This window comes from Isoalcanivorax indicus (genome assembly GCF_003259185.1).
Taxonomy (GTDB): domain Bacteria; phylum Pseudomonadota; class Gammaproteobacteria; order Pseudomonadales; family Alcanivoracaceae; genus Isoalcanivorax; species Isoalcanivorax indicus.
Window position 1 is genome coordinate 212,990 of the sequence record NZ_QGMP01000001.1, and the last position, 21,723, is coordinate 234,712.

The following is a 21,723-nucleotide window of genomic DNA, read 5'->3' on the forward strand; positions in this document are numbered from 1 at the left end:
TTCAGCCCAGCGCCCTGGTCATGAACGGCGGCAGCGTCAGCGCGCCGCGATGGATGGCGGCACTGTAATACAGCGTCTCGAACGGCTTGGCGTCGGCATCCGCGTGGCGGAAGTCCGTCACGTCGGTAGCCTTGCCCGCCATGGTGCAACTCCACCAGCCACTCGGGTAGGACGTTTGCGGAAAGGGCAGGGTCTGGGTGCTGCTGAAACCGGCTTCACGCATGTTGGCATGCAGGTCGCGGATGATGGTGTCGCTGTGCAGCAGCGGTGATTCGCTCTGCTGCACGATGATGCCGCCGTCGCGCAGTACCCGGTGGCAATCGCGGAAGAAGTCGGCCTTGAACAGGCCTTCTGCCGGGCCCACCGGATCGGTGGAGTCCACGATGATCACGTCGATGCTGGCATCGGCACACTCACGCATCCATTTCACGCCGTCGATGAACAGCAGCTCGGCGCGTGGATCATTGTTGGATTCGCACAGCTCGGGAAAGTATTTTTCCGACATGCGCGTGACCATTTCGTCGATGTCGATCTGGGTCGCTTTCTCGACGCCAGGGTGGCGCAGGACTTCACGCAGGGTGCCGCAGTCACCGCCGCCGATGATGACGACATTTTTCGGCGCGGCATGGGTAAACAGCACCGGGTGTGACATCATCTCGTGATACAGGAAGTTGTCGCGGCTGGTGACCATGGTGCAGCCGTCGATGGTCATGAGGTAGCCGAAGGTGTCGGTCTCCCACATCTCGATGTGCTGGTACTCCGTCTGCACGTCTTCCAGCTTCTTCTTCAGGCGCAGGCCGAAGGCCGTGCCTGCACTGTCGAAATGTTCGAAAAACCACTTTTCACCGGACATGATGCCACCTCTATGACCTGTTGGAGCCCGCCAGACCCTTTCGGGGCCGCATTCTACAGACTTGAAGATGTCTGGCCCATGACTATTTGCCCGGCCCGCCGGTACTGCGATAATGCCCGCATCTTACGGGAGCCATCATGAGCAACTGGACCACAGAAGACGCCCTGCGTATCTACAATGTCGAGCGCTGGGGTGAGGGGTATTTCGACGTCGATGCGGCGGGCAAGGTCCGGGTGCGCCCCAATGGCGCCGAATCCGGCGGCGTGGCGCGCCTGGAAGACGTGCTGGCGGCGTGCCGCGAGGCGGGCCTGCGCTCCCCGGTACTGGTGCGTTTCGACGGCATTCTGCGGCACCGGGTGCGCATGCTGGCGGGCGCCTTCCGCACGGCCATCGCCGAGCAGGGCTACGGCGGCGCCTACACGCCGGTATACCCGATCAAGGTCAACCAGCAGCGTCGGGTGGTGGACGAGATCGTCAACGCCCGCGAGCAGGGCGAGTCGGTGGGGCTGGAGGCGGGTTCCAAGCCGGAATTGCTGGCCGTGCTGGCACTGTCCGGCTCGCGCAGCGGTGAGGCGACGGGCAACACCATCGTCTGTAACGGCTACAAGGACCGTGAATATATCCGCCTGGCGCTGACCGGTGAAAAGCTGGGCCATCGCGTCTATATCGTCGTGGAGAAGCTCTCCGAACTCGGCATGATCCTGGAGGAGGCTCGCGCGCTCGACGTGACGCCGCGCATCGGTCTGCGCGTGCGCCTCATGTCCATCGGCAAGGGCAACTGGCAGAACACCGGCGGTGAAAAATCCAAGTTCGGCCTGTCTGCGGCGCAGCTGGTGCGCGCCGTGGACATCTGCCATGAGGCAGGCTGCCTGGGCAGCCTGCGCATGCTGCATTTTCATCTGGGCTCGCAGGTGGCCAACCTGCAGGACATCAAGTCCGGCATGCGTGAAGCGGCCCGTTATTATCAGGAATTGCGTGCGCTGGGTGCGCCGGTGGACACCATGGACGTGGGCGGCGGTCTGGGGGTGGACTATGAGGGCACCCGTTCGCGCTCCTTCTGTTCCATGAACTACGGCATCGCCGATTACGCCTGGCATATCGTGCAGACGCTGCGCGAGGCGTGTGTCCGGGCAGACCTGCCGGAACCGGCCATTATCAGCGAGTCGGGCCGGGCGCTGACGGCGCACCACGCCGTCTTGCTGGTGAACGTGATCGACCGGGAAACCCTGCGCCCGCAACCGGTACCTGCGCTGGAGGCGGATGCGCCCCAGGAACTGGTGCTGCTGGCCGATCTGTTCCGCAACCTGAGTGCTGCACGGCCGCATTTGCTGGAAGCGCATCAAGAGGTGCTGGGGGCCTGGCAGGATGTGCATCAGCGTTATCTGGCGGGTGAGTTGTCGTTGCCGCAAAGGGCGGCCGCTGAAACCCTCTACTTCAACTGCCTGCTGCTGCTGCGCGACAAGCTCGACCCGGTGCGCAAGCACCAGCGCGCGCTGCGCGACGAACTCAATGCGGTACTGGCGGACAAGCTGTTCGTCAATTTCTCCGTGTTCCAGTCAGTGCCGGATGTCTGGGGCATTGACCAGGTCTTTCCGATCCTGCCCCTCACCGGGCTCGACGCCCCGCCAGCCCTGCGCGCCGTGTTGCAGGACATCACCTGCGACTCGGACGGTCGTATTGACCAGTATGTGGACGGTGAAGGGCTGGAAAGCACCCTGCCGCTACCGGCCGGTTATGGTGACGAACTGGGCATTTTCATGGTGGGCGCCTATCAGGAAATTCTTGGCGACATGCACAACCTGTTCGGTGATACCGATTCCGTGGATGTGGATATCGACGAGCAGGGCGTTATTCATCTGGATCAGGCGATCCAGGGCGACAGCGTCAGCTCGGTGCTGCGTTACGTGAATTACGATCCCGACGCGCTGCTGGCGCTCTTGGCCGATCAGTTCGGGCGTACCCGAATGCCGCAAGCGGAACGGGATATGCTGCTGGGCGAGATACGGGAAGGGTTGGCGGGCTACACCTATCTGGAATAGCCCGCGCTGGATTGCAAGGGAGGCGGTTCAGTCGCCCCAGAATCGGTACCAGGGCCGCTGTTGGCCACGCTGTCCGGTGTCGGCTTCCGCCTCAACCTCGGCGTTGGCGCCGTTCGTGCCCGCGTTGACGGAGGCGCCGCCCCGGGCGGCATCCCGTTGAGCGTCGCCGCGCTCACGGGCCTCGGCGGCTCGCTCCTGGCCTTCCGCGCGGCGGGCTTCGCCTTCTGCGCGCGCTTCTTCCGCGCGGGCCTGGCCGCGCTGGCGTTCAGCCTCGGTCCGCTTTTCGGCGGCCTCGCGCTCTGTCCTGGCCCGTTCGCGTGCCTCCGCTTCGCGTTCTGCGCCAGCACTCTGCGCGTCGCGCGCGCTGTCGCGGGTGGCATCGCGGCGCTCCCGCAGTGCGCGTTCGCTGCCACGCACATCTGCTTCAACCGACGCCTCTGCCGAGACGCCAGTCCCGGTGTCAGCGTGCGCCGCCGGCGCCCCGATCAATGTTGCGGTGGCCGCGGCCAGTAGCCATGTCGATTTCATCCTGTTTCTCCCTGGATTGTTGCGGTACGGACTCTTCAATCTAGCCCGTGAAGGGGTTAGCACAAGTACCATTATGTAACCTGGAGAGCCGCGTCACCGTTTCTGTCCGGTTAACCCGTTTTGGGTACGAAGGTTTCAGTATCGCGCACGTCGGCCTCCGGATGCCGGCGGGTGACGAACCGCTTGTAGTCATCCACCTCGTCAGCGGGCACATCCACCATCATCAGTACCTGACCGGCGCGGATGGCGGCCTCGCTGGCTTCCACTTCTTCATCGGTGACGCTGGCACCGAGCATGGCCGAGGTCCAGGCGCCAAAACCGGTGCCGGCCAGAGTAATGCCGAGCACCGCCGCACCACCGAGTGCCAGGCCTCCGGTGGGCAGCGCCATGGCGGTGAGGCCAGCGAGCAGCCCGGAGGTGCCACCGAGTGCGGCCCCTCGCTTGAGCGCCGGACCGATATCGGACTCGTCGAGGGCGCTGGCCTCCGGCAGCTCGCCCAGCGGCACGTCATCGCGTGCCACCAGGTGGATGCTGTCATCACCGATGCCGTGTTCCCGCAGATCACGAACCAGTGTTTCGGCGGCGGATACATCTGGCAGCAGGAAATAGATTCTGCGCATGGTGTACTCCTTCTTGTCGATGCGTATACCTCATACCTTATGCCGCCCGCCTGTGTTTTCAATCGCAGGCCTCCGCGCGCAGCTCCGCTTTTACTGTGTTATACGTTGATCAACGGCCAGTGAATCCGACACCTTGTGGAGGGCAGCATGACAAGGGTGTGGCAGCGTTTCTGGCGATGGTTGCGCGGCGCGCGTGACACCTCGCCTGACAGGGCGTCCGAGGACGAGGCGGCGCCGCAGCGCCCACCGCGCGGTGAAGCCCATGCGGCGCACCCGGTGACGGATGCGCCGCCAGAGCATCACCCCGGGCGGCGTGCGCTGAAGGAGTGGTACACGAGCCACTGGGATCTGGATTACATGTCGCAGGACGAGATCGAGCGGTTGCAGGCCGAACAGGAACGTGACAGGAAATGACTCAGCGTGCCAGCCAGGCACGCAGGCGCGCGCCGGTGTCGCCGGGCAGGGCGCAAACCGCATCACGCAGCGGGGCGGGCCAGGTGTCCCGCCGCCAGCGCTGCCGTTGGCGGTGCAGATAGACGCTCAGCACAAACACTTCGATATCGGTGGCGCTCGCCAGTTGCTCCTCGTGCACGGCAGGCAGCGCGGGCCAGCGTTCGCGCACGCGTGCCGCGAAGGCGCCGTCGGTGACGCCGATCTTCCGGCCGTCTGGCGAATGCAGCGGCGTATTGCCCAGACCGCAACTGGGCGAGCGGGCCTTGAGAATGACGCCACACAGGTTTGAGGGCAGGCGATCCGTTTCGGCGCGCAAGGCGTCGGTGACGTCGGCAGTGCGGCCATCCAGCCCGTAGACCCGCTGACCGGCAGACGTTTCAATGACATCAATCGGCGGCCTGGGTACCGGCAACCCGATGCCGGTTTCCGGGCAGGTGCCGCGCAGTTGCAACCAGCGTGGCAGCACATCTGCAATGGTCGCATGGCGCTTGTCATCGCCGTCATAACGCACCGGCTGCCCGAGCAGGCAGGCGCTCACCAGCACGGCTGGTTTATCATCTGCGGAGGCGCGCAGCGCCAGGTGATCCAGCCATTGATCCAGACGGCTGACGCTGGCGATGCCCTGTGTGTCCTGACCGCTGCCAGAGGAGAACTGATTTATCATGCTGGGCGTTTTCCTGGATACCGCGACCATGGGGCCGGAGGACCTGGATTTTTCCGGGTTGCGCGAGGCGCTGACCGGCCCTGACAACAGCTTGCCCGAGTGGCGCTTCCACGACCAGACCGCCCCGGCACAGGTTGCGGCACGCATCGCCGAGGCCGACGTGGTGGTGACCAATAAAGTGGTGCTGGATGCCGGCCTTGTTGCCGGGGCGCCGCGTCTGAAGCTGATCTGCGTGAGTGCCACCGGCACCAACAACGTTGATCTGGATGCTGCAGCCGCGCGCGGCATCCCGGTGTGTAACGTGCGCGACTATGCGGGCGCCAGCCTGGCCCAGCACACGCTGGCGCTGATGCTCGGGCTGGCCACGCGCTGGCATGATTACCAGGCCGATGTGCGTGCCGGCGTCTGGAGTCAGTCCCCCACTTTTTGCCTGATGCATCGCCCGGTCATGGAGCTGGCGGGCAAGACCCTGGGCATTGTCGGTTATGGCACCCTGGGCCGGGCGGTGGCGACGCTGGCGCAGGCGTTCGGGATGCAGGTGAAGGTGGCCGCCAGCCTGCGCCCCGGCGCCTCCGTCGAACCCGGTCGCGTGCCGCTGGACGTGCTGCTTGCAGAGGTCGACGTGCTGTCGCTGCACTGCCCGCTCACCGACGACACCCGGCACCTGATCGGCGCGGCCCAGTTGGCCGCCATGAAGCCGGAGGCGTTTCTGATCAACACGGCACGCGGCGCCCTGATCGACGAGGCCGCGCTCGCGTCGGCCCTGCGCCAGGGCGAGATAGCGGGTGCCGCACTGGATGTGCTCGGGCAGGAACCTCCGCCCGCAGACCATGTGCTGCTGGCGCCAGACATTCCCAACCTGATCATCACCCCGCACAATGCCTGGATCAGCCGCGAGTGCCGCCAGCGCCTGCTGGAGGGGGTGGCTGACAACATTCGTGACTGGGTTCGCGGCGCGGCTACAGGGCGAGGCAATCCCTGATCGGCAGGTAAAGCGTGAGGCTGTTGTCGTCCATCTGATGAAAACCGAAGTGGCGGTAAAACGCCGCGGCTCCGTCATCTTTTGCATCCACCAGCAGCCCGTACAGGGCAGTGGCCTCGCGGTGGATGCGGGCGGCGTCCTCAATGGCGGAGACCAGCGCCAGTTCACCGAAACCCTGCCCTCTGGCGCTCAGATCGGTGGCCAGCCGCGCCATGCGCAAAAAAGGAATCTGATGGGGGTAACCCGCCAGACCGGGCAGGGTCCCGGCGGGACTGATTTCGCAGGGCGCGGTGGAATAGAAAGCGAGAATACGCGTGGGCCGCGCGATCTCGACCAGCACGGTGGTGCGGCTCAGATGCCGATCATTGACCTGTCTTGCCTGCTGTCGCAGAAAGCGGTTCAGCGCGTCCTGGCCGCAGTCGAAGCCTGCGCGGTCATGGTTTCGGGTCAGTATTTCTTTCCGGATCCTGTGGCGGATGCTCGTCACTCATCACCTCCCTGTATCGGTGAGCGGCCTGTTGCAGTCGCGGCGCGGGGTTCGCGGGTTGATCCAGCACCGCCATCATCTGCACAAAGGCGTCGCGACTGACGCGCAACCGGGTGGCTTCCTGCGTGACCCGGTTGGCGCGCTCGAGCGCGGAGTCTATCAGGAACTGGGAGACGGTGGCGCCGAGAAGGTCTGCCGCATCGGCGATACGCTGATGGACGTCCGCATTGGTGCGCGCGACCAGCCGCCGTTCAGCTGCCTTGTCTTTTGTCGCGGAGCTCATAACGCTTCTCCCTGATGCCTCGTTCCTGAATGTCATAGGTGCCAATTTGGCACACGATGCTTTGCCATGTCAATATGTGTGCCAGATTGGCACCAGACTATGCTGGCGATGGTGGAGGTGATAGCCGTGTGGCAACAACAGGAGATTGTGCTGAGGCCCCGTTCAAGAGGTTTTCATCTGGTGACGGATGAGGTGTATGCGGCTTTGCCCGCCCTGGCGCAGGTCAGGGTCGGCTTGCTGCACCTGTTCATTCGCCACACCTCCGCGTCCCTCGCGATCAACGAGAACGCCGACCCGGACGTGCGCGGGGACCTGGAGCGGCATTTCAATGTGATGGTGCCTGAGCGGGCGCCGCATTATGAACACACCCTGGAAGGGCCGGATGACATGCCCGCGCACATCAAGAGCGTGTTGATCGGGCCGGACCTGATGATTCCGATCGGGAACGGGCGGTTGCAGTTGGGGACCTGGCAGGGCATCTACCTGTGCGAGCACCGCGATCACGGCGGTGCCCGCACCCTGGTGGCGACGATTCAGGGCGACATGTCGCCCTGGTAGTGCGTGTGTCGAGTGTTATTCCGCCACCCAGCGCAGGAAGGCGCGGCGTTCTTCGGCGCTGGCCTGGGACCACCAGGCCTTGAGCATGTCCAGGGATTCGACGCCGTCGTTTTGCGTGGCTTGGGCGGGCGTCGCGTGTGCCGGGGCGATGGCCTGCGCTTCTGGTTCGGTTGTGCCCGTGGTCAGGCCGCCGATCAGGCCGGGGCGGGTCATGCCGCTGGGGCGCGTCGGGCGGCGTTCGCCGCTGGCAATATGTTCGCTCCAGCCGCTGAAATCGCGGGCCAGTTCGCGGGCAGCGGGCAGGGTCTCCGGGGCGTCATAGCCCAGGCGGAAGAAGCTGCCGGGGCGGCCTTCCACATCGAACACCACGGGTTCGGAGCGCACCACCACATGGCTGCTGGTGGAATCCGGTTCCCAGATTTCCTTGTAGAAGGCCACGATCTGGTACTCGCCCGGGGCCAGGTGCAGATCCTTGTAGCCACTGGAGAACAGCGTGTTGACGCCCGCCGGGCGCTGGCCGTTGATGTTCAGGATCTCCAGTGTTTCCGGTACCCGCACCACGGCCACTTCGCTGTCCGGGCGCTGCGGGCCGTCATAAAGGCGTACCACGGGGCTGCGCTCGCAAGCGGCGAGCAGCAGGGCCAGCAGGATCAGGGTCGCGGAGCGTAACCGGTGACGCATGGAAGTGTCCTCTTCAAACGGTACAGGCCAGTATGCCGGGCCTTTATGACGCTTTATAGCCTGTCAGCCCGCGGTCTTTCAGAACGACAGCCCCTGCTTGACCGGGGCGGCCGGGGCATCACTGGAGGCCGGGGCCCGGCAGGCGCTCTGGCAGCTCTCCATGGTGTCGAACGGCACATTGCCGCCACAGCCACCCCAGATGAAGCTGCGGCATTCACCGCGATCCGCGTCGTAGTAGTAGCGGGTAAAGGCGGCCCGGCACATGCCCGATTCCGGCTTTTCGTTGCAAGTGGCGGGCAGCGCGTCCTCGGCCATCGGCGTCACGCAGCCGCTGAGCAGCAGCAGGAGTGCAGAAACCGGGAGCAGCAGAGTCAGCGAACGTGTTTTTTGTCGCATGGGATGTCCTTGTTGGCGGAGAGGCGGATCACGGTGCGCTGGAACACCATGTTGTTGGGGATATTGTAGTGATGGCCGTCGGTGTCACGCAGCGTAATGGTGACCAGGCCCATGTCGACCACCTCGCCGGTGACGGTGTTATCGCCATCGAGCATGCGGATGCGATCGCCGACACGGAAAGGCGCGCTGAAGAACAGGATCAGCGCGGCGGTGGTGTTGCTGAGCAGTGACCAGGCGGCAAACAGGGCCACGCCCACCAGCGCAAACACGGAGGAGGCGAAGACAACAAAGCCCTGACCGGAAAAGCCCCAGGTGGCGCCGAGGGCAAACAGCAGCACCATCAGCGTGGTCAGATTGATCAGCACCTTGACCTGGAACATGCGTGAGGCGGCATAGCCGTGCCCTTCGCCCAGCCGCTGTACCAGCCGGCGCAGCAGTGAACTCAGCACCAGCGCGGCGACGACAACGCTGGTGCTGATCAGCAGGCGAAGCAGGGTCTGGTCGAGTTCAGCCATAGCGCGGATCACTCACGAACGGGTTGCTGCGCCGCTCCTGGCCCAGGGTCGACATGGGGCCATGGCCGGGGATGAAGGCAATGTCGTCACCCAGCGGGAACAGCTTGCCGCGAATGGCGCCCACCAGTTCCTCGAAGTTGCCACGCGGAAAATCGGTGCGGCCGATGGAACCGGCAAACAGCACGTCGCCGACGACGGCCAGTTGGCTTTCCGGCTGATAAAACACCACATGACCGGGCGTGTGCCCGGGGCAATGCAGCACCTGAAGCGAGGTATCGCCGACGGTAACGGTGTCGCCGTCGTCCAGCCAGCGGTCCGGGGTGAAGGCGCGCGCCGGGGCAAAGCCGAACATCTGCGCCTGTTGCGGCAGCATGTCGATCCAGAACTGGTCTTCCCGGTGCGGCCCCTCCACCGGCACGCCAAGGCGCTCGGCCAGTTCGGCCACGGCGCCTGCGTGGTCGATATGGGCGTGGGTGACCAGGATTTTCTCCGGTTCCCCACCTGTCTGCTCAATGGCGGCCAGAATCTGCTCGATATCCCCACCTGGATCGCAAATAGCCAGCTTGTTGCTGGTTTCGCACAGCAGCAGGGAGCAATTCTGCTCAAAAGGCGTAACCGGGAGGATCGCGTATTTCATCGGGGGTAACCGGGCCTGACTCGGGAAGCGCCAGAGTATATCAGGCCCGGTGCGGCCCGCTCAGGTCTGGCGGGCTGTTTTACAAATGACCCGGGCTCAGCGCGGCGTGATCGACACCGGCAAGCCATCCTTCGGCACCGCCAACGGCACCAGCTGATGCGGCATCACGTAGCCGGGTTTGACGCTGACCCGGTACTGTCGCAGGAAGTGATACAGGAACGTCTTGGTCTGCAACTCGGCAAAGTTCAGGCCGATGCACTTGTGGTGGCCGCCGCCGAAGGGCACCCACTGGAAGAAGTGCTTCTTGTCTTCGGCGCGCTCTGGAGAGAAGCGATCCGGGTCAAAGGTATACGGGTTGCTCCAGTACTCTTCCATGTAATGGGTGTGCAGCGGCACCACGCTGACCAGAGTGTTTTTCGGGATCTTGTAGCCTTGCCATTCGACGTCACGCACGGTGCGGCGTGGCATGGTGGGCAGCGGCGGGAACATGCGCAGCGCTTCCTTGAACACGCGGGTGGTCTGCACCAGCTGGTCCAGATCGTCGTATTCCAGTTCGTCCTTGCCCAGTGCCTCGAACTCCGCCACCAGCTTGTCCTGCCATTCCGGGTAACGGGCCAGGGTGAAGATGATCGAGCTGAGCGTGCTGGTGGTGGTGTCGTGGGCGGCGAACAGCAGGAAGATCATGTGGTTCATGACATCCCGGTCGGTCAGGGTCACGTCGGTTTCTTCATCGGCCGCACGGCACAGTTCAGAGAAGAAGTCGTTGTCGCCGCCGGCGCGTTTGACCGGGATCAGATCCATCATGAACTGTTCCAGGAAGCGTCGGCCTTTCATGCCGCGGTGCCAGGTGGTGCCCGGGATTTCCACGCGCAACACGGCCAGGGAAGCATCCACGGCGGCCACGAACGCTTCATTCACTTGCTGTGCTTCCGGGCCCATCTTCAGCCCCAGGAAAATACCTGCGCCGACATCCAGCAGCAGCGATTTGATCTGTTCGAAGAACAGGAACTCCTCGCCCTGTGGCCAGTGAGTAATGCCTTCGGCAATGTGCGGATTCATGCGAGCCATGTAACCGGCCAGCGCGTTCTTCTTGAAGGCTTGCTGAAGCATGCGGCGATGGTATTTGTGATCGGCAAAATCACGCAGCATCAGGCCGTCGGTAAACAGCTTTTCCAGGATCGGGTTCCAGGCTGCACGGCTGGAAAACACATGCTGGGTATCGCGCAGCACGAACTCGTTGGCCTCGGGCCCGAGCACGGTGACGCCGCGCTGGAAGAAGGAGCTGGCACGGAAGACCGGACCATGCTCGGCGGCCATGCGGTTGATCAGGCCATGAAAGTCACGCAGGAACTCGAACGTCTGGCCAAACAAGGGCATGCCGTAATCGCCGGGAATATGATCCAGCTTGCGCTGCGGCATGCGCGGCAAGCGTTCGGCATCGGCCTGGGCGGTATGCATGGATGAAGTCATGATGCGGTCTCCGGCATGGCGGTCACGGTACGGTATACACCGAATGTACCCCTCCAGTCCGGGAAAGCCAGCCCTTGCGCCGAAGTGTCAACACGGCGTGTCCGGTGCCGCCGGGGTGGCGGCGCGCCGGGGCCTGAACTGCGCTACTATTCATAGCCGTACCCATACCCGTATCCAAACCCACATCAACACGCGCCCCGGGATCTGCAATGAGCAAGACGGACAAACCTTTCGTGCCCCTGAAACTGGCCGTGCTGACGGTCAGCGATACCCGTTCACCGGCCGAGGACACTTCTGGCGATCTGCTGGTGGCGCGGCTCACGGACGCCGGCCACCAGCTGGTGGCGCGTGAGCTGGTGCGTGACGACATCTATCAGCTGCGGGCGGTGGTGTCGCGCTGGATTGTCGATGAAGGGGTTCAGGGCGTGATCGTGACCGGCGGCACCGGTTTTTCCGGCCGTGATGTCACGCCCGAAGCGCTGGCGCCGCTGTTCGACAAGCCCATCGAGGGTTTTGGCGAGCTGTTCCGCCAGGTGTCCCTGCAAGAGATTGGCACCTCGACAATCCAGTCGCGGGCGCTGGCAGGCGTGGCCAACCGTACGGTGATCTTCTGCCTGCCGGGTTCTACCAATGCCTGTGCCACCGGCTGGGATCGCATCCTGGTCGAGCAGCTCGACAGCCGCCACCGGCCGTGCAACTTCGTTGGCCTGGTGACCCGCCGATGATGACGGTGAGCGACGCCATCGAGCGTCTGCTGGCGACGGTTCCCGCGCCGCCGGTTAGCGAGCAGGTGCCGCTGGCCATGGCCCTGCATCGGGTGCTGGCCGAAGACGTGCACAGCACCGTGGCGGTGCCCCCCAGGGACAACAGTGCGGTGGACGGCTATGCCGTGCGTTACGCAGAGCTGATGGCGACGGCGGGGCCGCTGCCGGTCAGCCAGCGCGTGCCCGCAGGCAGCCGGCCGCCGCCGCTGACGCCGGGCACCGCCGCGCGCATCTTTACCGGGGCCACAGTGCCAGAGGGCGCCGACACGGTGATCATGCAGGAAGATAGCGTGGTCGATGATGACGGCATCAGGGTGTCGTCGCCGGAGGCGATCACGGCAGGCGCCCATATCCGCCGCCGTGGCCAGGATGTGGCCCTGGGGTCGCGGGTGCTGGCCGCTGGTACGCGCCTGTCGCCACGCCATATCGGGCTGCTCGGCTCGGTGGGGCTGGCGCAGTTGCCGGTATTCCGGCGTCTGCGCGTGGCGGTCCTCAGCACCGGTGATGAACTGGTCGAACCGGGCGAGCCGACCCACGACGGGCAGATCTATAACAGCAACCGCTATCTGTTATGTGCCCTGCTCAGCCAGGCGGGCTTCGAGCCCGTGGACATGGGCCGGGTCGAGGACCGTCTGGATGTGACGCATGCTGCGCTGTGCCGTGCGGCCGACGCGGCTGACCTGGTGCTGACCACGGGCGGCGTGTCAGTGGGCGAGGAGGATCACGTGCGCGCCGCTGTCACGCTGTCGGGGACGCTGGATCTCTGGCGTGTGGCGATCAAACCGGGCAAGCCGTTCGCCCTGGGTGAGGTGGCGGGGACGCCCTTCATGGGGTTACCGGGAAATCCCAGTGCGGTGCTGGTGACCTTCATGATCATGGTGCTGCCCTGGTTGAGGGCGGCTCAGGGGGTGGCGCCGCCCTGGCATCTCGGCGAGAGCCGACTGCGGGCCGGGTTTGCCCTGGACCGGCCGGGTCGCCGGCAGGAGTATCTGCGGGTACAGGTGGAGCGGGACGCCGACGGGGAATACCTGCGGCTGCACCCCAACCAGAGCTCCGGCATGCTCAGTTCGGCCTGCTGGGCCCATGGTCTGGCCGTGGTGCCGGCGGGCGCAACGGTGGTTGAGGGTGAGCCCCTGACCTTCCTGCGCTTCGAAGATTGATGCTAACTGACTGATCTGTTGCATTATTCATTTCGTGAATGCCGAGTATATCCCATATCGATTGTATTTATGGTTTGGCCCGGGCGTAGAATGCGCGTCCCGGGTGGCCCTGCGCTGAGCGGCCACAGTTTCCAATGCCAACCGTAAGGATCGGACCATGTCATACACCAAGGACATCGAAGCCGTCGCATCTGTGGTCAAGAGCAACAAGACCTGGAGCGCGATCAATCCTGAGTCTGCTGTGCGTATGCGCCTCCAGAACCGTTTCAACACGCATCTGGACATCGCCAAGTACAACGCCAAGATCATGCGTGAAGACATGGCGGCCTACGACAAGGACTCTTCCCAGTACACCCAGTCCCTGGGCTGCTGGCACGGGTTCATTGGTCAGCAGAAGCTGATTTCCATCAAGAAGCACTTCGGCAGCACCAAGCGTCGTTACCTGTACCTGTCCGGCTGGATGGTGGCTGCGCTGCGCAGCGAGTTCGGCCCGCTGCCCGATCAGTCCATGCACGAGAAGACCACCGTTGCTGACCTGATCCGCGAGCTGTACACCTTCCTGAAGCAGGCTGATGCCTGGGAACTGAACCACCTGTTCCGTGCGCTGGACGAAGCCCGCGCCAAGGGTGACAGCAAGGAAGAAGCAGCGATCATCAACAAGATCGACAACTTCGAAACTCATGTTGTGCCGATCATTGCCGACATCGACGCTGGCTTTGGTAACGCGGAAGCGACCTACCTGATGGCCAAGCAGATGATCGAAGCCGGTGCCTGCTGTATCCAGATCGAAAACCAGGTGTCTGACGAGAAGCAGTGTGGCCACCAGGACGGTAAAGTGACCGTTCCTCACGCTGACTTCCTGGCCAAGATCAACGCGGTCCGTTACGCGTTCCTGGAGCTGGGTGTGGACGACGGCGTGATCGTTGCCCGTACCGACTCCCTGGGCGCTGGCCTGACCAAGCAGATCGCCGTGACCAACGAGCCGGGCGACCTGGGCGACCAGTACAACAGCTTCCTGGACGGCGACTACATCACCAGCGCTGACGAAATCCAGAACGGCGACGTGGTCATCAAGTCCAACGGCAAGCTGCTCAAGCCGAAGCGTCTGGCCTCTGGCCTGTTCTGCTTCAAGGAAGGCAGCGGTATCGACCGTGTGGTCCTGGATTGCATCACCAGCCTGCAGAACGGCGCTGACCTGCTGTGGATCGAAACCGAGAAGCCCCACGTCGGCCAGATCGCAGAAATGGTTAACCGCATCCGCGAAGTGGTGCCGGACGCCAAGCTGGTTTACAACAACAGCCCGTCCTTCAACTGGACCCTGAACTTCCGTCAGCAGGTGTTCGATGCATGGCAGGCTGAAGGCAAAGACGTTTCTGCCTACGACCGCGCCAAGCTGATGAGCGCTGATTACGACAACACCGATCTGGCCAAGCTGGCTGACGAGTGGACCCGTAACTTCCAGCGTGACGCGGCCCGTGAAGCAGGTATCTTCCACCACCTGATCACGCTGCCGACGTACCACACTGCAGCACTGTCCACCGACAACCTGGCCAAAGGCTACTTCGGCGACGAAGGCATGCTGGCTTACGTTGCAGGCGTTCAGCGCAAGGAAATCCGTCAGGGCATCGCGACCGTGAAGCACCAGGACATGGCCGGTTCCAACATCGGTGATGACCACAAAGAGTACTTCGCTGGTGAAGCAGCACTGAAGGCTGGCGGTAAAGACAACACCATGGGCCAGTTCGAGAACATCTGATCTCGACAACCGGTTGTGTTGACTGAAAAAGGCGGGCGAAAGCCCGCCTTTTTTTTATCCCTTTTTTTCAGCCGCGTGTTGCCGGTAACTGTCGACGTCTCAGGACGAGATACAACGGAAAGCCTACGGCAACCCCGGGCACCAGCCCCGTCAGCAGGCAAATCCAGCCATGACGAATGCCAAGCTGGCGCCGTTCGTAAAGCACCCAGATCAGCAGCACGAACCAGCAGAGAATGACATCCGTGGAATAGCCCGCCGCGAAGGGGTTCACGAAGCCCGCCAGAACAGCCCCGACAATGTCACCGCTTTCCAGCAGGGCCGGCACGATGGTCACGGCAAAGAAGACGGTGAATACGGCGGCCACCAGAATCAGTAGTCCCTCGAAGATCCGATCGGTCATTGTGTTATTCCTTTGTGGGCTGCAACCTTGCTGGCATTCCGATAAACCGCAGCAAGCAGGAGAAGCTCATGGTGGATCTGTTTTCCATCCACGGCAAGATTGCCCTGGTCACGGGCGGCACCAGCGGCATTGGCTACATGATTGCCGAGGGGCTGGTGAAACACGGCGCCACGGTCTATGTGGCATCGCGCAAGGCCGAGGCCTGCGCCGAGACCGCGAAAGCCCTGTCGGCCCATGGCACCTGCATTGGCATCGCGGCTGATCTGTCCACCGAAGCCGGCTGCCAGGCGCTGGTGGAGGCATTGAAGGCCCGCGAAGAAAAACTCCATGTGCTGGTGAACAACGCCGGTGTGACCTGGGGGGCCTCCTTCGAGGATTACCCCGGTGAGGCCTGGGACAAGATCCAGAACCTGAATGTGAAAGCCGCGTTTGTCATGACGCAGCGATGCATGCCTCTTCTGGCCGCCGCAGGCAGTGCCGATGATCCGGCGCGGGTCATCAATGTCACCTCCATCGCCGGGCAAACCACCGCCAGCATGCAGGCCTATGCCTACGGGCCGAGCAAGGCGGCACTGAATCATCTGACCCGCATTCTGGCCAATGAACTGGCCGCGCAGCACATCACGGTCAACGCCATTGCTCCGGGCGTTTTCCCCAGCAAGATGACCCGTTTCATCATGAAGGACGAGGCCGTGGCGAATGCCCAGGCGGCGCAGGTGCCGCTTCAGCGTCTGGGCGAGCCGCGTGATATGGAGGGGCTGGCGGTTTTCCTGGCGTCACCGGCGGCGGCGTATATCACGGGCAATGTGATTGCGCTGGATGGCGGTACGGCGGTAAAGCCCGCGCCGTTCATCTGAGTGGGCCGCTACCGGAGATAGCGCTCGATGGCAAACACATGCTCGTCGTCGGCGCCCAGCGTGCGCAGGGCGTCGGCCAGATTGAGCAGGTAATCGCGATTGGGGCCGCTCGGCCCCTGGGCCCGGGCAATGTGGCGGGCAATATCCTCTTCGGCGGCCGGGCCGAGAAACGCGGCGTTGTCCTCGGTGGCGATATAGACAAGGCCGTCTTCCTGATCCGGGGCGCGGTCATCGGTGAACGTCAGCGGTGTGCTGAAACGCAGGTAGCCATTTTTCTCGCGCATATCCAGATGCTCGAACACCGCCGGGGTAATCAGATACGCCATACCGACGCAGCAGGCGCCGGGTTCCCGGATCAGGGTGGCAACACGCCCCGGGGCTTCCGGCGTACCGCGATGGTCATGTGATCCCTGCCAGAAACGCCGCGACCAGTCACGGATATACGCCGGTCGGCAATCCCGGAACGGAAAATCCACCTTGAAGATCAGCGAGCCGTAGCCGAACAGCCACAGCTGCTCGCGGTCGCTGAAGTGGCCGCGCTGGCGATTGATGTCAACGGTGTTCAGCGGCATAGGGCACGTCGTCAAAGTGTTGCAGATGGCCGGCCAGCACGATGCCTGCCAGTCGGCGGAGATGCCGCACATCCTGCATCGGATCGGCGCCCAGCAGCAAGAAGTCGGCCCATTTTCCGGGGGCCAGTGTACCGAGGTGCTCGCCGACACCGGTGCAGTCGGCGGCATCACGGGTGGCGGCGATCAGCACTTCCAGTGGTGTCATGCCCGCGTCCTGCATCATCGCCATTTCCATGTGCTCGAAGTAACCCTGAAAGCGCGCCGGGGGGCCGCTGTCGGTGCCCATGGCCACGCGCACACCCGCTTCGTGCAAGGTCAACATGTTGGCCTTGGCCAGTGGCAGCGCGGCGCGGTAATAGTCGGCGGCCCGGCCGGTGAAGCGTGCCTGCATGTCTGGTGCCTGCAGCGCATCCAGCACGTCGGGGTCGGCGGCTTTCAGGAAGAAGGGGTCGTCAAAGAAATCCGGGCGCTCGGCGTACACAAACACCGACACCTCCCGGGTCAGTGTCGGGGTGATGCAGATGTCACGCTCGCGCATCAATTCAATCAGTTCGTTGTCCACCGGCGCATCGCGCACGCTGTGCGCAATCAGATGCGTGCCGGCGCGCAGCAGTCCCTTGGCGTCCTCCAGCGTGACCATGTGCGAAGCCAGTGGCCGGCCGAATTCGTTGCTGGCATCAATCACGGCGCCATACACATCGGGCGGCATCTTGTCTGCCGTGCCCAGGTGATCGTCCACGCGGATCTTGATCCAGTCCGGGTTCATGCGCATCAGTGCCTCGACCTTGCCGCGCGCGCTGGCCGCATCCGGCGGATGCAGCACGTCGCCAGCCAGGAACAGGCGCGCCATGCGTGGATCAGCGGCATTCTGCTCGTCGCGTGCCTCGAACGCCTGGGGCGGCTCGTCGCCCAGGCTGATCACCGTGGTGATGCCGTAGCGGGCATACAACTGCAACTGCGCTTCCACATTGGCGCGGCTGTGGATGGCCGGGCCGGTGTCCAGTCCGCGCGCCATGCCGACATGCCCGTGCGCATTGATCAGTCCGGGGATCAGGTAATGGCCGCTGACATCCTGCACCTTGACGTCATGGGGCAGGTCGCCGCGATGCACGGCCAGCACCTTGCCATCCCGGACGATCAGCGCGGCGTCTTCCAGGTAGCCTTCATCTTCACCGGTCCAGATGCGCGCCCCGGTCCAGGCGGTGGCGCCCGCAAACGGCGATGGCGCCGGGTTGCCGCAACCGACCAGCAGCAGGGCCATGCACAGCAGCGGCAGGCAACGACGGGTACCAGGGGGCAGAATCATGACAGTGTCCTTTGCAAACAAATGCCTCACGAGTTTTTACACTAGCCGGGCGGGAGGGGGCGGGCAAATCCGATATCATCGACACCAATGTGGTGATACTGACAAAGCGAGTAAGGCGAGCATGCAGAAAACGCTGATTCTGGGCGGTATACGCAGCGGCAAGAGTGGCCGTGCCGAGGCGCTGGCCCGCGCCCATGCGCAGGTGGTGTATGTGGCCACGGCCACCGCAGGCGACGAGGAAATGGCAGCTCGTATTGATCGGCATCGGGCCCGGCGTCCGGCGCACTGGCGCCTGGTGGAGGCGCCGCTGGCATTGGGTGCCGTGTTGCGCGAGGCCGCTGCGGCGCCCACGCCCCCCTGCCTGCTGGTGGACTGCATGAGCCTGTGGGTCAGCAACCTGTTGCATGCGGGCGAGGCCACCTTCGGGCGTGAGCGCGATGCATTCTTGCAGGCCCTGGTGGCGTACCCGGCCGATGTGGTGATTGTCAGCAACGAGACCGGCCTGGGTACCATCGGCATGGACCCGCTGACCCGTCGCTTCTGTGATGAGCTGGGATGGCTGAATCAGGCGCTGGCGGCGCGCTGCCAGCGCGTGGAGCTGGTGATGGCCGGGCTGTCGATGCCGCTCAAGGCGCCCCTCTGACACGGCGTGGCCGAGGCGATCAACTGCGGCCCAGCCACAGTGCCGCGCCCAGCAACACCAGTGTTTCTGTTATTTCCACCAGCGCACCTGCGGTGTCGCCGGTAAAGCCCCCCAGGCGCTGCTGCATCTGCTGGCGCGCCAGCAGGAACGCCAGCAGGGCGATCCCCAGCATCAGCGCGCCGACCCCGCCGCCCACCGCCACAGTACCCAGCAGTGCCACGGCAATGGCCAGGCCAACCCGTTTGCGTGGCAGCGTTTCTGCGGCGTCGTGCCCCAGACCGCCAGCACGCACGTAGGGCAGACTCAGGAAGAGCGCCGCGCAGGCGCTGCGCCCGAGTAGCGGCGCCAGCAGCAGTGGCAACAGGGCGGTCGCGGTGCCGAGCGCCAGCAATGTCGCCAGCGCCGCGCCGCGCCCCAGCAACACCAGCAGCAGCGCGCATACCCCCGCCGGACCGCAGGCCGGGTCCTTCATGATGCGCAGCGTGCGGGCGCGGTCGCCTTGTCCGCCAAGCCACGCGTCCGCGCTGTCCGCCAGGCCATCCAGATGCAATGCGCCAGTCAGCACGACCTGCAGGGTGAGCAGGGCGATGGCCGTGGGCCAGACGGGCAAGCCGTTGTGCACGGCCAGCCCGGCGAGGGCCATCAGTAACCCTCCCAGCAAGGCGCCCACCAGCGGATACGCCGACACCGCGCGACCGTGGTCTGCGGCGGTCACCGGAGTGGCCAGGCGCACGGGAATGCGGGTCAGCAGAGCCAGGGCCAGACGCAGCGATTGCATTACAGCGCGTCCGCCAGCCCGTGGCTGGTCAGGCTGACCAGGCGGCCATGGGGGGTCAGGTCCATGCGGACCCGCGTGCGGCAGGCGAACGGCACCTGGAAGCCGGCCATGGCTCGTGCCGGCGACAGGCCCAGCACCTCCGCCAGAATCATGCGAATGACACCGCCATGGGCGACGATCAGCAGGTGTTCGGCGGGCGGTGTGTCGAGCAGGGCATGCCAGGCGGCGGCCACGCGCTGATGGAACAGGCTGATGGGCTCACCGCCCGGCGGCGGGTGCCGTTCGGCGTCGGCCCAGAAGGCGGCCAGGCGGCCGCCATCCCGCGCCTCGACCTGCTCGGGGGTCAGCCCCTCCCAGTCACCGAAACTGATTTCACGCAGGGCGGGGTTCACGCTCAGCGGCAGGCCGCGCTCGTCGGCGAGTTGCCGGGCAAAGGCCTGGCAGCGCTGCAGGGGTGAACTGATCACATGCTGCCAGTGGCGGATGCCCGCCGCCGCCTGACGCATTTGCGCCCAGCCGGTCTCGCTCAAGGGATCGTCGCGCTGGCCACGGTACATGACACCGCCTTCAGGCTCACCGTGGCGAAGCAGATCAATGATGCAGGGGGCAGTGCAGGTCACGGGCGAGGGTCCATTGGCGGGCAGGAGGCACGAAGGTAGTGGCGGTGGGCGCAAAGGGCAAGTGTGGTGGGCTGGGGTCAGGTGAGGGCAGGTGAGGTCAGGGGTGACCAGAAAAGGCGCAAATTGACAAAGTGTGACATGGTTCACATAACGCCCGGTATCACGGTAAGATCGAGCGGTACGGGGGATACACGGCATGTTGAACAATAATCACAATACGGCGCCTCCGGGGTTGCCCTTTGATGTGCTGGACACGACGGCGCTTCCTGCTGAAGAGGGCTATGCCCTCTGGCGTGAGAGCCTGTCGCCGCTGTTTCATGCTCGCGCGGCCGACGAGACGGCCGACGCCTTCAACGCGCGCATCGACACCTGTGATCTGCAGCAATTGATGCTGGCCGAAAGCCTGTTTCCTGCGAGCCATTATGAGCGAGGCCTGCGTCACCGTATGGACGACGGCGCCGAGCCGTTGCTGGTGCAGTTGTACATGACGGGCGGGTATCGGGGGCACTCGGGCCATCGCGAGATGATCGTGCAGCCTGGCGATATCGGGCTGCTGGATATGGCCGATCCGATGACGACGCGCGCGGAGGCTTCCCGTGTGCTGTCGCTGGTTATTCCGCGGGAGCAGGTGCGGCGGGCTGGTGCGTTGCCGCGCGCGACCGTGCTGCGTGCCGGGTCGCCGCTGGCCGAGATTCTCGGTTGCCATCTGCTGACGGTGTGGCGGCAACTGGCGCTGGCGGGGCCGGAGGTGCTGCCCGCCATCAATGAAACACTCGTGGCCACGACCGTGGCGGCGTTTCGGGGTCTGCATCAGGACCGGGACCAGGCCATGGGGGCTCTGCCTGAGCAGGCCCGGCTGGATGCGGTGTGCGCGTATATCCTGCAGTGCCTGGGTCAGGATGACCTGACGCCGGAGCACTTGTGTCGGCGTTTCGGTTTTTCGCGGGCGGGCCTGTATCGACTGTTTGCGCCGCTGGGCGGCGTGGCCGGGTTCATCCGTGATGCGCGCCTGCGGCGTTGCTACGAAGAACTGGCGCATGCGGGCGCGCAGGGGCGTCCGAAGCGTGTCATCGACGTTGCCGTGCGCTGGGGCTTTACCAGCCAGAGTCATTTTACCCGGCTGTTCCGCCGGACCTTTGATGTGTTGCCGGGGGATCTTCTGGCGGCCCGCGATGCCGTGCCGGTGACGGCGGTGGGTGCAGATGACAGTGCGCAGGCGGCGTATCCGGTGTTGCGCCAATGGCTGGACAGGATGTGCCGGGACAGCGCAGCCACCGAGGTCCTGAGACAAACAGACCAGTAATCTGAGACGACTGGACAAGCCCGTCCGTCGGACGGGTCACAGAATGGCTTCTGTTCACGATGCGGTCTTCACACATAACAACATCGCACGTGAGCGTAGTACGACGTTGGGTAGGTGCGGCGTGGGGAAGCGTCGAACTGTCATGTTGCATGGACGGGCCGATAAGGGAAGGCCGGCGTCCGCCGTGCAGGGGGGAAACAATGCAGATCTCGCGTACGGGATGGTCCGCCATCGTCTATCGACTGCAGGTCACAGACTGGCTGTCCATGCGTTCCTGGGCGATCAGAGTCATCGGAGTGGGTGTGTTCTGTGGTGCGCTGGCGATTCTGATTGCCGACAAACTCTGAGCCGCCGATTCCGTGGCAGCCTTTCCAGTAAACAGCCTCGCCGGCATGCAT

27 protein-coding genes are annotated in these 21,723 nt (G+C 64.3%); 11 read left to right on the forward strand and 16 right to left on the reverse strand.

Features of this window, described 5'->3' with window-relative positions:
- Position 1: 1 nt before the first annotated feature.
- Positions 2–853 carry a polyamine aminopropyltransferase gene (speE, locus tag DKW65_RS00980; protein ID WP_111655496.1) on the reverse strand — a complete coding sequence of 284 codons (852 nt, stop codon included), beginning with the start codon at positions 851–853 and terminating at the stop codon, positions 2–4.
- A gap of 137 nt (positions 854–990) precedes the next feature.
- On the opposite strand from speE, the gene speA reads away from it, so the two are divergent.
- Complete coding sequence (gene speA, locus DKW65_RS00985; RefSeq protein ID WP_111655497.1) at positions 991–2,892, forward strand: biosynthetic arginine decarboxylase; 1,902 nt, start codon at positions 991–993, stop codon at positions 2,890–2,892.
- Between the two features lie 27 nt (positions 2,893–2,919).
- On the opposite strand, the gene DKW65_RS00990 is transcribed toward speA, so the two are convergent.
- On the reverse strand, positions 2,920–3,420 hold the full coding sequence (locus DKW65_RS00990; RefSeq protein WP_111655498.1) for a hypothetical protein: 501 nt from the start codon (positions 3,418–3,420) through the stop codon (positions 2,920–2,922).
- A 110-nt stretch (positions 3,421–3,530) separates the two neighbouring features.
- On the reverse strand, positions 3,531–4,040 hold the full coding sequence (locus tag DKW65_RS00995; RefSeq protein ID WP_111655499.1) for a DUF1269 domain-containing protein: 510 nt from the start codon (positions 4,038–4,040) through the stop codon (positions 3,531–3,533).
- Between the two features lie 147 nt (positions 4,041–4,187).
- Between DKW65_RS00995 and DKW65_RS01000 the strand changes: the two genes are divergently transcribed.
- The gene (locus DKW65_RS01000) at positions 4,188–4,454 is read left to right on the forward strand and encodes a hypothetical protein (protein WP_162925632.1); all 267 of its coding nucleotides are present in this window, start codon (positions 4,188–4,190) and stop codon (positions 4,452–4,454) included.
- A gap of 1 nt (position 4,455) precedes the next feature.
- On the opposite strand, the gene DKW65_RS01005 is transcribed toward DKW65_RS01000, so the two are convergent.
- A complete protein-coding gene (locus tag DKW65_RS01005; protein WP_162925633.1) occupies positions 4,456–5,157 on the reverse strand; it encodes a 2-thiouracil desulfurase family protein in 702 nt (233 codons plus the stop codon).
- Here DKW65_RS01005 and DKW65_RS01010 point away from each other — a divergent pair.
- Positions 5,156–6,139, forward strand: coding sequence for a D-2-hydroxyacid dehydrogenase (locus DKW65_RS01010; protein ID WP_111655502.1), 984 nt, complete (start codon positions 5,156–5,158; stop codon positions 6,137–6,139). The genes DKW65_RS01005 and DKW65_RS01010 overlap by 2 nt on opposite strands.
- On the opposite strand, the gene DKW65_RS01015 is transcribed toward DKW65_RS01010, so the two are convergent.
- Both DKW65_RS01015 and DKW65_RS01020 read right to left on the reverse strand, forming a co-directional pair.
- Complete coding sequence (locus tag DKW65_RS01015; protein WP_211315719.1) at positions 6,117–6,626, reverse strand: GNAT family N-acetyltransferase; 510 nt, start codon at positions 6,624–6,626, stop codon at positions 6,117–6,119. The genes DKW65_RS01010 and DKW65_RS01015 overlap by 23 nt on opposite strands.
- A complete protein-coding gene (locus tag DKW65_RS01020; protein ID WP_111655503.1) occupies positions 6,574–6,909 on the reverse strand; it encodes a type II toxin-antitoxin system TacA family antitoxin in 336 nt (111 codons plus the stop codon). The genes DKW65_RS01015 and DKW65_RS01020 overlap by 53 nt, the downstream gene beginning before the upstream one ends.
- Before the next feature lie 126 nt (positions 6,910–7,035).
- Here DKW65_RS01020 and DKW65_RS01025 point away from each other — a divergent pair, with 126 nt between their 5' ends.
- A complete protein-coding gene (locus tag DKW65_RS01025) occupies positions 7,036–7,467 on the forward strand; it encodes a secondary thiamine-phosphate synthase enzyme YjbQ (RefSeq protein ID WP_211315720.1) in 432 nt (143 codons plus the stop codon).
- A 15-nt stretch (positions 7,468–7,482) separates the two neighbouring features.
- Here the strand turns inward: DKW65_RS01025 and DKW65_RS01030 are convergent, their stop codons facing one another.
- The 5 genes from DKW65_RS01030 to DKW65_RS01050 all read right to left on the reverse strand — a co-directional run bounded on the left by DKW65_RS01030 (position 7,483) and on the right by DKW65_RS01050 (position 11,166).
- Positions 7,483–8,148, reverse strand: a complete 666-nt coding sequence (locus DKW65_RS01030) for a DUF2057 domain-containing protein (RefSeq protein WP_111655504.1) — start codon at positions 8,146–8,148, stop codon at positions 7,483–7,485.
- 78 nt (positions 8,149–8,226) lie between these two features.
- On the reverse strand, positions 8,227–8,544 hold the full coding sequence (locus tag DKW65_RS01035) for a BPTI/Kunitz domain-containing protein (RefSeq protein WP_111655505.1): 318 nt from the start codon (positions 8,542–8,544) through the stop codon (positions 8,227–8,229).
- Positions 8,520–9,059, reverse strand: a complete 540-nt coding sequence (locus tag DKW65_RS01040) for a mechanosensitive ion channel domain-containing protein (RefSeq protein ID WP_111655506.1) — start codon at positions 9,057–9,059, stop codon at positions 8,520–8,522. Before DKW65_RS01040 ends, DKW65_RS01035 begins: the two co-directional genes overlap by 25 nt.
- Complete coding sequence (locus tag DKW65_RS01045) at positions 9,052–9,696, reverse strand: MBL fold metallo-hydrolase (protein WP_111655507.1); 645 nt, start codon at positions 9,694–9,696, stop codon at positions 9,052–9,054. The genes DKW65_RS01040 and DKW65_RS01045 overlap by 8 nt, the downstream gene beginning before the upstream one ends.
- Before the next feature lie 96 nt (positions 9,697–9,792).
- Positions 9,793–11,166 carry a cytochrome P450 gene (locus DKW65_RS01050; protein WP_111655508.1) on the reverse strand — a complete coding sequence of 458 codons (1,374 nt, stop codon included), beginning with the start codon at positions 11,164–11,166 and terminating at the stop codon, positions 9,793–9,795.
- Between the two features lie 209 nt (positions 11,167–11,375).
- On the opposite strand from DKW65_RS01050, the gene moaB reads away from it, so the two are divergent.
- The 3 genes from moaB to DKW65_RS01065 all read left to right on the forward strand — a co-directional run bounded on the left by moaB (position 11,376) and on the right by DKW65_RS01065 (position 14,846).
- Positions 11,376–11,891, forward strand: coding sequence for a molybdenum cofactor biosynthesis protein B (gene moaB / locus DKW65_RS01055; RefSeq protein WP_111655509.1), 516 nt, complete (start codon positions 11,376–11,378; stop codon positions 11,889–11,891).
- The gene (locus tag DKW65_RS01060) at positions 11,888–13,090 is read left to right on the forward strand and encodes a molybdopterin molybdotransferase MoeA (protein WP_111655510.1); all 1,203 of its coding nucleotides are present in this window, start codon (positions 11,888–11,890) and stop codon (positions 13,088–13,090) included. Before moaB ends, DKW65_RS01060 begins: the two co-directional genes overlap by 4 nt.
- Positions 13,091–13,247: 157 nt before the next feature.
- Positions 13,248–14,846, forward strand: a complete 1,599-nt coding sequence (locus DKW65_RS01065; RefSeq protein WP_111655511.1) for an isocitrate lyase — start codon at positions 13,248–13,250, stop codon at positions 14,844–14,846.
- Positions 14,847–14,913: 67 nt separating this feature from the next.
- Here the strand turns inward: DKW65_RS01065 and DKW65_RS01070 are convergent, their stop codons facing one another.
- The gene (locus DKW65_RS01070) at positions 14,914–15,246 is read right to left on the reverse strand and encodes a DUF2834 domain-containing protein (protein ID WP_111655512.1); all 333 of its coding nucleotides are present in this window, start codon (positions 15,244–15,246) and stop codon (positions 14,914–14,916) included.
- A gap of 68 nt (positions 15,247–15,314) precedes the next feature.
- Between DKW65_RS01070 and DKW65_RS01075 the strand changes: the two genes are divergently transcribed.
- On the forward strand, positions 15,315–16,103 hold the full coding sequence (locus DKW65_RS01075; RefSeq protein ID WP_111655513.1) for an SDR family oxidoreductase: 789 nt from the start codon (positions 15,315–15,317) through the stop codon (positions 16,101–16,103).
- 8 nt (positions 16,104–16,111) lie between these two features.
- On the opposite strand, the gene DKW65_RS01080 is transcribed toward DKW65_RS01075, so the two are convergent.
- Together DKW65_RS01080 and DKW65_RS01085 are read right to left on the reverse strand one after the other, a co-directional pair.
- The gene (locus DKW65_RS01080) at positions 16,112–16,675 is read right to left on the reverse strand and encodes a gamma-glutamylcyclotransferase (RefSeq protein ID WP_111655514.1); all 564 of its coding nucleotides are present in this window, start codon (positions 16,673–16,675) and stop codon (positions 16,112–16,114) included.
- Positions 16,656–17,981 (reverse strand): amidohydrolase family protein, encoded by a 1,326-nt coding sequence (locus DKW65_RS01085; RefSeq protein ID WP_111655515.1) that lies wholly within the window; start codon positions 17,979–17,981, stop codon positions 16,656–16,658. The genes DKW65_RS01080 and DKW65_RS01085 overlap by 20 nt, the downstream gene beginning before the upstream one ends.
- 121 nt (positions 17,982–18,102) lie before the next feature.
- Between DKW65_RS01085 and cobU the strand changes: the two genes are divergently transcribed.
- Positions 18,103–18,624: a bifunctional adenosylcobinamide kinase/adenosylcobinamide-phosphate guanylyltransferase gene (gene cobU / locus DKW65_RS01090; RefSeq protein ID WP_111655516.1), complete on the forward strand. Its 522-nt coding sequence runs from the start codon at positions 18,103–18,105 to the stop codon at positions 18,622–18,624.
- Positions 18,625–18,643: 19 nt separating this feature from the next.
- Here the strand turns inward: cobU and DKW65_RS01095 are convergent, their stop codons facing one another.
- Complete coding sequence (locus DKW65_RS01095) at positions 18,644–19,402, reverse strand: adenosylcobinamide-GDP ribazoletransferase (protein WP_111655517.1); 759 nt, start codon at positions 19,400–19,402, stop codon at positions 18,644–18,646.
- A complete protein-coding gene (locus tag DKW65_RS01100; protein WP_245932363.1) occupies positions 19,402–20,022 on the reverse strand; it encodes a histidine phosphatase family protein in 621 nt (206 codons plus the stop codon). Before DKW65_RS01100 ends, DKW65_RS01095 begins: the two co-directional genes overlap by 1 nt.
- Positions 20,023–20,218: 196 nt before the next feature.
- Here DKW65_RS01100 and DKW65_RS01105 point away from each other — a divergent pair, with 196 nt between their 5' ends.
- Both DKW65_RS01105 and DKW65_RS15775 read left to right on the forward strand, forming a co-directional pair.
- Positions 20,219–21,325, forward strand: coding sequence for a helix-turn-helix domain-containing protein (locus tag DKW65_RS01105; RefSeq protein ID WP_111655519.1), 1,107 nt, complete (start codon positions 20,219–20,221; stop codon positions 21,323–21,325).
- A 200-nt stretch (positions 21,326–21,525) separates the two neighbouring features.
- A complete protein-coding gene (locus DKW65_RS15775; protein WP_162925634.1) occupies positions 21,526–21,672 on the forward strand; it encodes a hypothetical protein in 147 nt (48 codons plus the stop codon).
- The last annotated feature ends 51 nt before the right edge of the window (positions 21,673–21,723 follow it).

What these genes read in the sequence shown, in the direction of transcription:
- DKW65_RS01105 (WP_111655519.1), top strand. Translation starts at nt 20,219, where the DNA reads ATGTTGAACAATAATCACAATACGGCGCCTCCGGGGTTGCCCTTTGAT.
- speA (WP_111655497.1), top strand. Translation starts at nt 991, where the DNA reads ATGAGCAACTGGACCACAGAAGACGCCCTGCGTATCTACAATGTCGAG.
- moaB (WP_111655509.1), top strand. Translation starts at nt 11,376, where the DNA reads ATGAGCAAGACGGACAAACCTTTCGTGCCCCTGAAACTGGCCGTGCTG.
- DKW65_RS01045 (WP_111655507.1), bottom strand. Translation starts at nt 9,696, where the DNA reads ATGAAATACGCGATCCTCCCGGTTACGCCTTTTGAGCAGAATTGCTCC.
- DKW65_RS00995 (WP_111655499.1), bottom strand. Translation starts at nt 4,040, where the DNA reads ATGCGCAGAATCTATTTCCTGCTGCCAGATGTATCCGCCGCCGAAACA.
- DKW65_RS15775 (WP_162925634.1), top strand. Translation starts at nt 21,526, where the DNA reads ATGCAGATCTCGCGTACGGGATGGTCCGCCATCGTCTATCGACTGCAG.
- DKW65_RS01080 (WP_111655514.1), bottom strand. Translation starts at nt 16,675, where the DNA reads ATGCCGCTGAACACCGTTGACATCAATCGCCAGCGCGGCCACTTCAGC.
- DKW65_RS01030 (WP_111655504.1), bottom strand. Translation starts at nt 8,148, where the DNA reads ATGCGTCACCGGTTACGCTCCGCGACCCTGATCCTGCTGGCCCTGCTG.
- DKW65_RS01010 (WP_111655502.1), top strand. Translation starts at nt 5,156, where the DNA reads ATGCTGGGCGTTTTCCTGGATACCGCGACCATGGGGCCGGAGGACCTG.
- DKW65_RS01095 (WP_111655517.1), bottom strand. Translation starts at nt 19,402, where the DNA reads ATGCAATCGCTGCGTCTGGCCCTGGCTCTGCTGACCCGCATTCCCGTG.
- DKW65_RS00990 (WP_111655498.1), bottom strand. Translation starts at nt 3,420, where the DNA reads ATGAAATCGACATGGCTACTGGCCGCGGCCACCGCAACATTGATCGGG.
- DKW65_RS01040 (WP_111655506.1), bottom strand. Translation starts at nt 9,059, where the DNA reads ATGGCTGAACTCGACCAGACCCTGCTTCGCCTGCTGATCAGCACCAGC.
- speE (WP_111655496.1), bottom strand. Translation starts at nt 853, where the DNA reads ATGTCCGGTGAAAAGTGGTTTTTCGAACATTTCGACAGTGCAGGCACG.
- DKW65_RS01070 (WP_111655512.1), bottom strand. Translation starts at nt 15,246, where the DNA reads ATGACCGATCGGATCTTCGAGGGACTACTGATTCTGGTGGCCGCCGTA.
- DKW65_RS01005 (WP_162925633.1), bottom strand. Translation starts at nt 5,157, where the DNA reads ATGATAAATCAGTTCTCCTCTGGCAGCGGTCAGGACACACAGGGCATC.
- DKW65_RS01075 (WP_111655513.1), top strand. Translation starts at nt 15,315, where the DNA reads ATGGTGGATCTGTTTTCCATCCACGGCAAGATTGCCCTGGTCACGGGC.
- DKW65_RS01060 (WP_111655510.1), top strand. Translation starts at nt 11,888, where the DNA reads ATGATGACGGTGAGCGACGCCATCGAGCGTCTGCTGGCGACGGTTCCC.
- DKW65_RS01065 (WP_111655511.1), top strand. Translation starts at nt 13,248, where the DNA reads ATGTCATACACCAAGGACATCGAAGCCGTCGCATCTGTGGTCAAGAGC.
- DKW65_RS01050 (WP_111655508.1), bottom strand. Translation starts at nt 11,166, where the DNA reads ATGACTTCATCCATGCATACCGCCCAGGCCGATGCCGAACGCTTGCCG.
- DKW65_RS01085 (WP_111655515.1), bottom strand. Translation starts at nt 17,981, where the DNA reads ATGATTCTGCCCCCTGGTACCCGTCGTTGCCTGCCGCTGCTGTGCATG.
- DKW65_RS01020 (WP_111655503.1), bottom strand. Translation starts at nt 6,909, where the DNA reads ATGAGCTCCGCGACAAAAGACAAGGCAGCTGAACGGCGGCTGGTCGCG.
- cobU (WP_111655516.1), top strand. Translation starts at nt 18,103, where the DNA reads ATGCAGAAAACGCTGATTCTGGGCGGTATACGCAGCGGCAAGAGTGGC.
- DKW65_RS01035 (WP_111655505.1), bottom strand. Translation starts at nt 8,544, where the DNA reads ATGCGACAAAAAACACGTTCGCTGACTCTGCTGCTCCCGGTTTCTGCA.
- DKW65_RS01000 (WP_162925632.1), top strand. Translation starts at nt 4,188, where the DNA reads ATGACAAGGGTGTGGCAGCGTTTCTGGCGATGGTTGCGCGGCGCGCGT.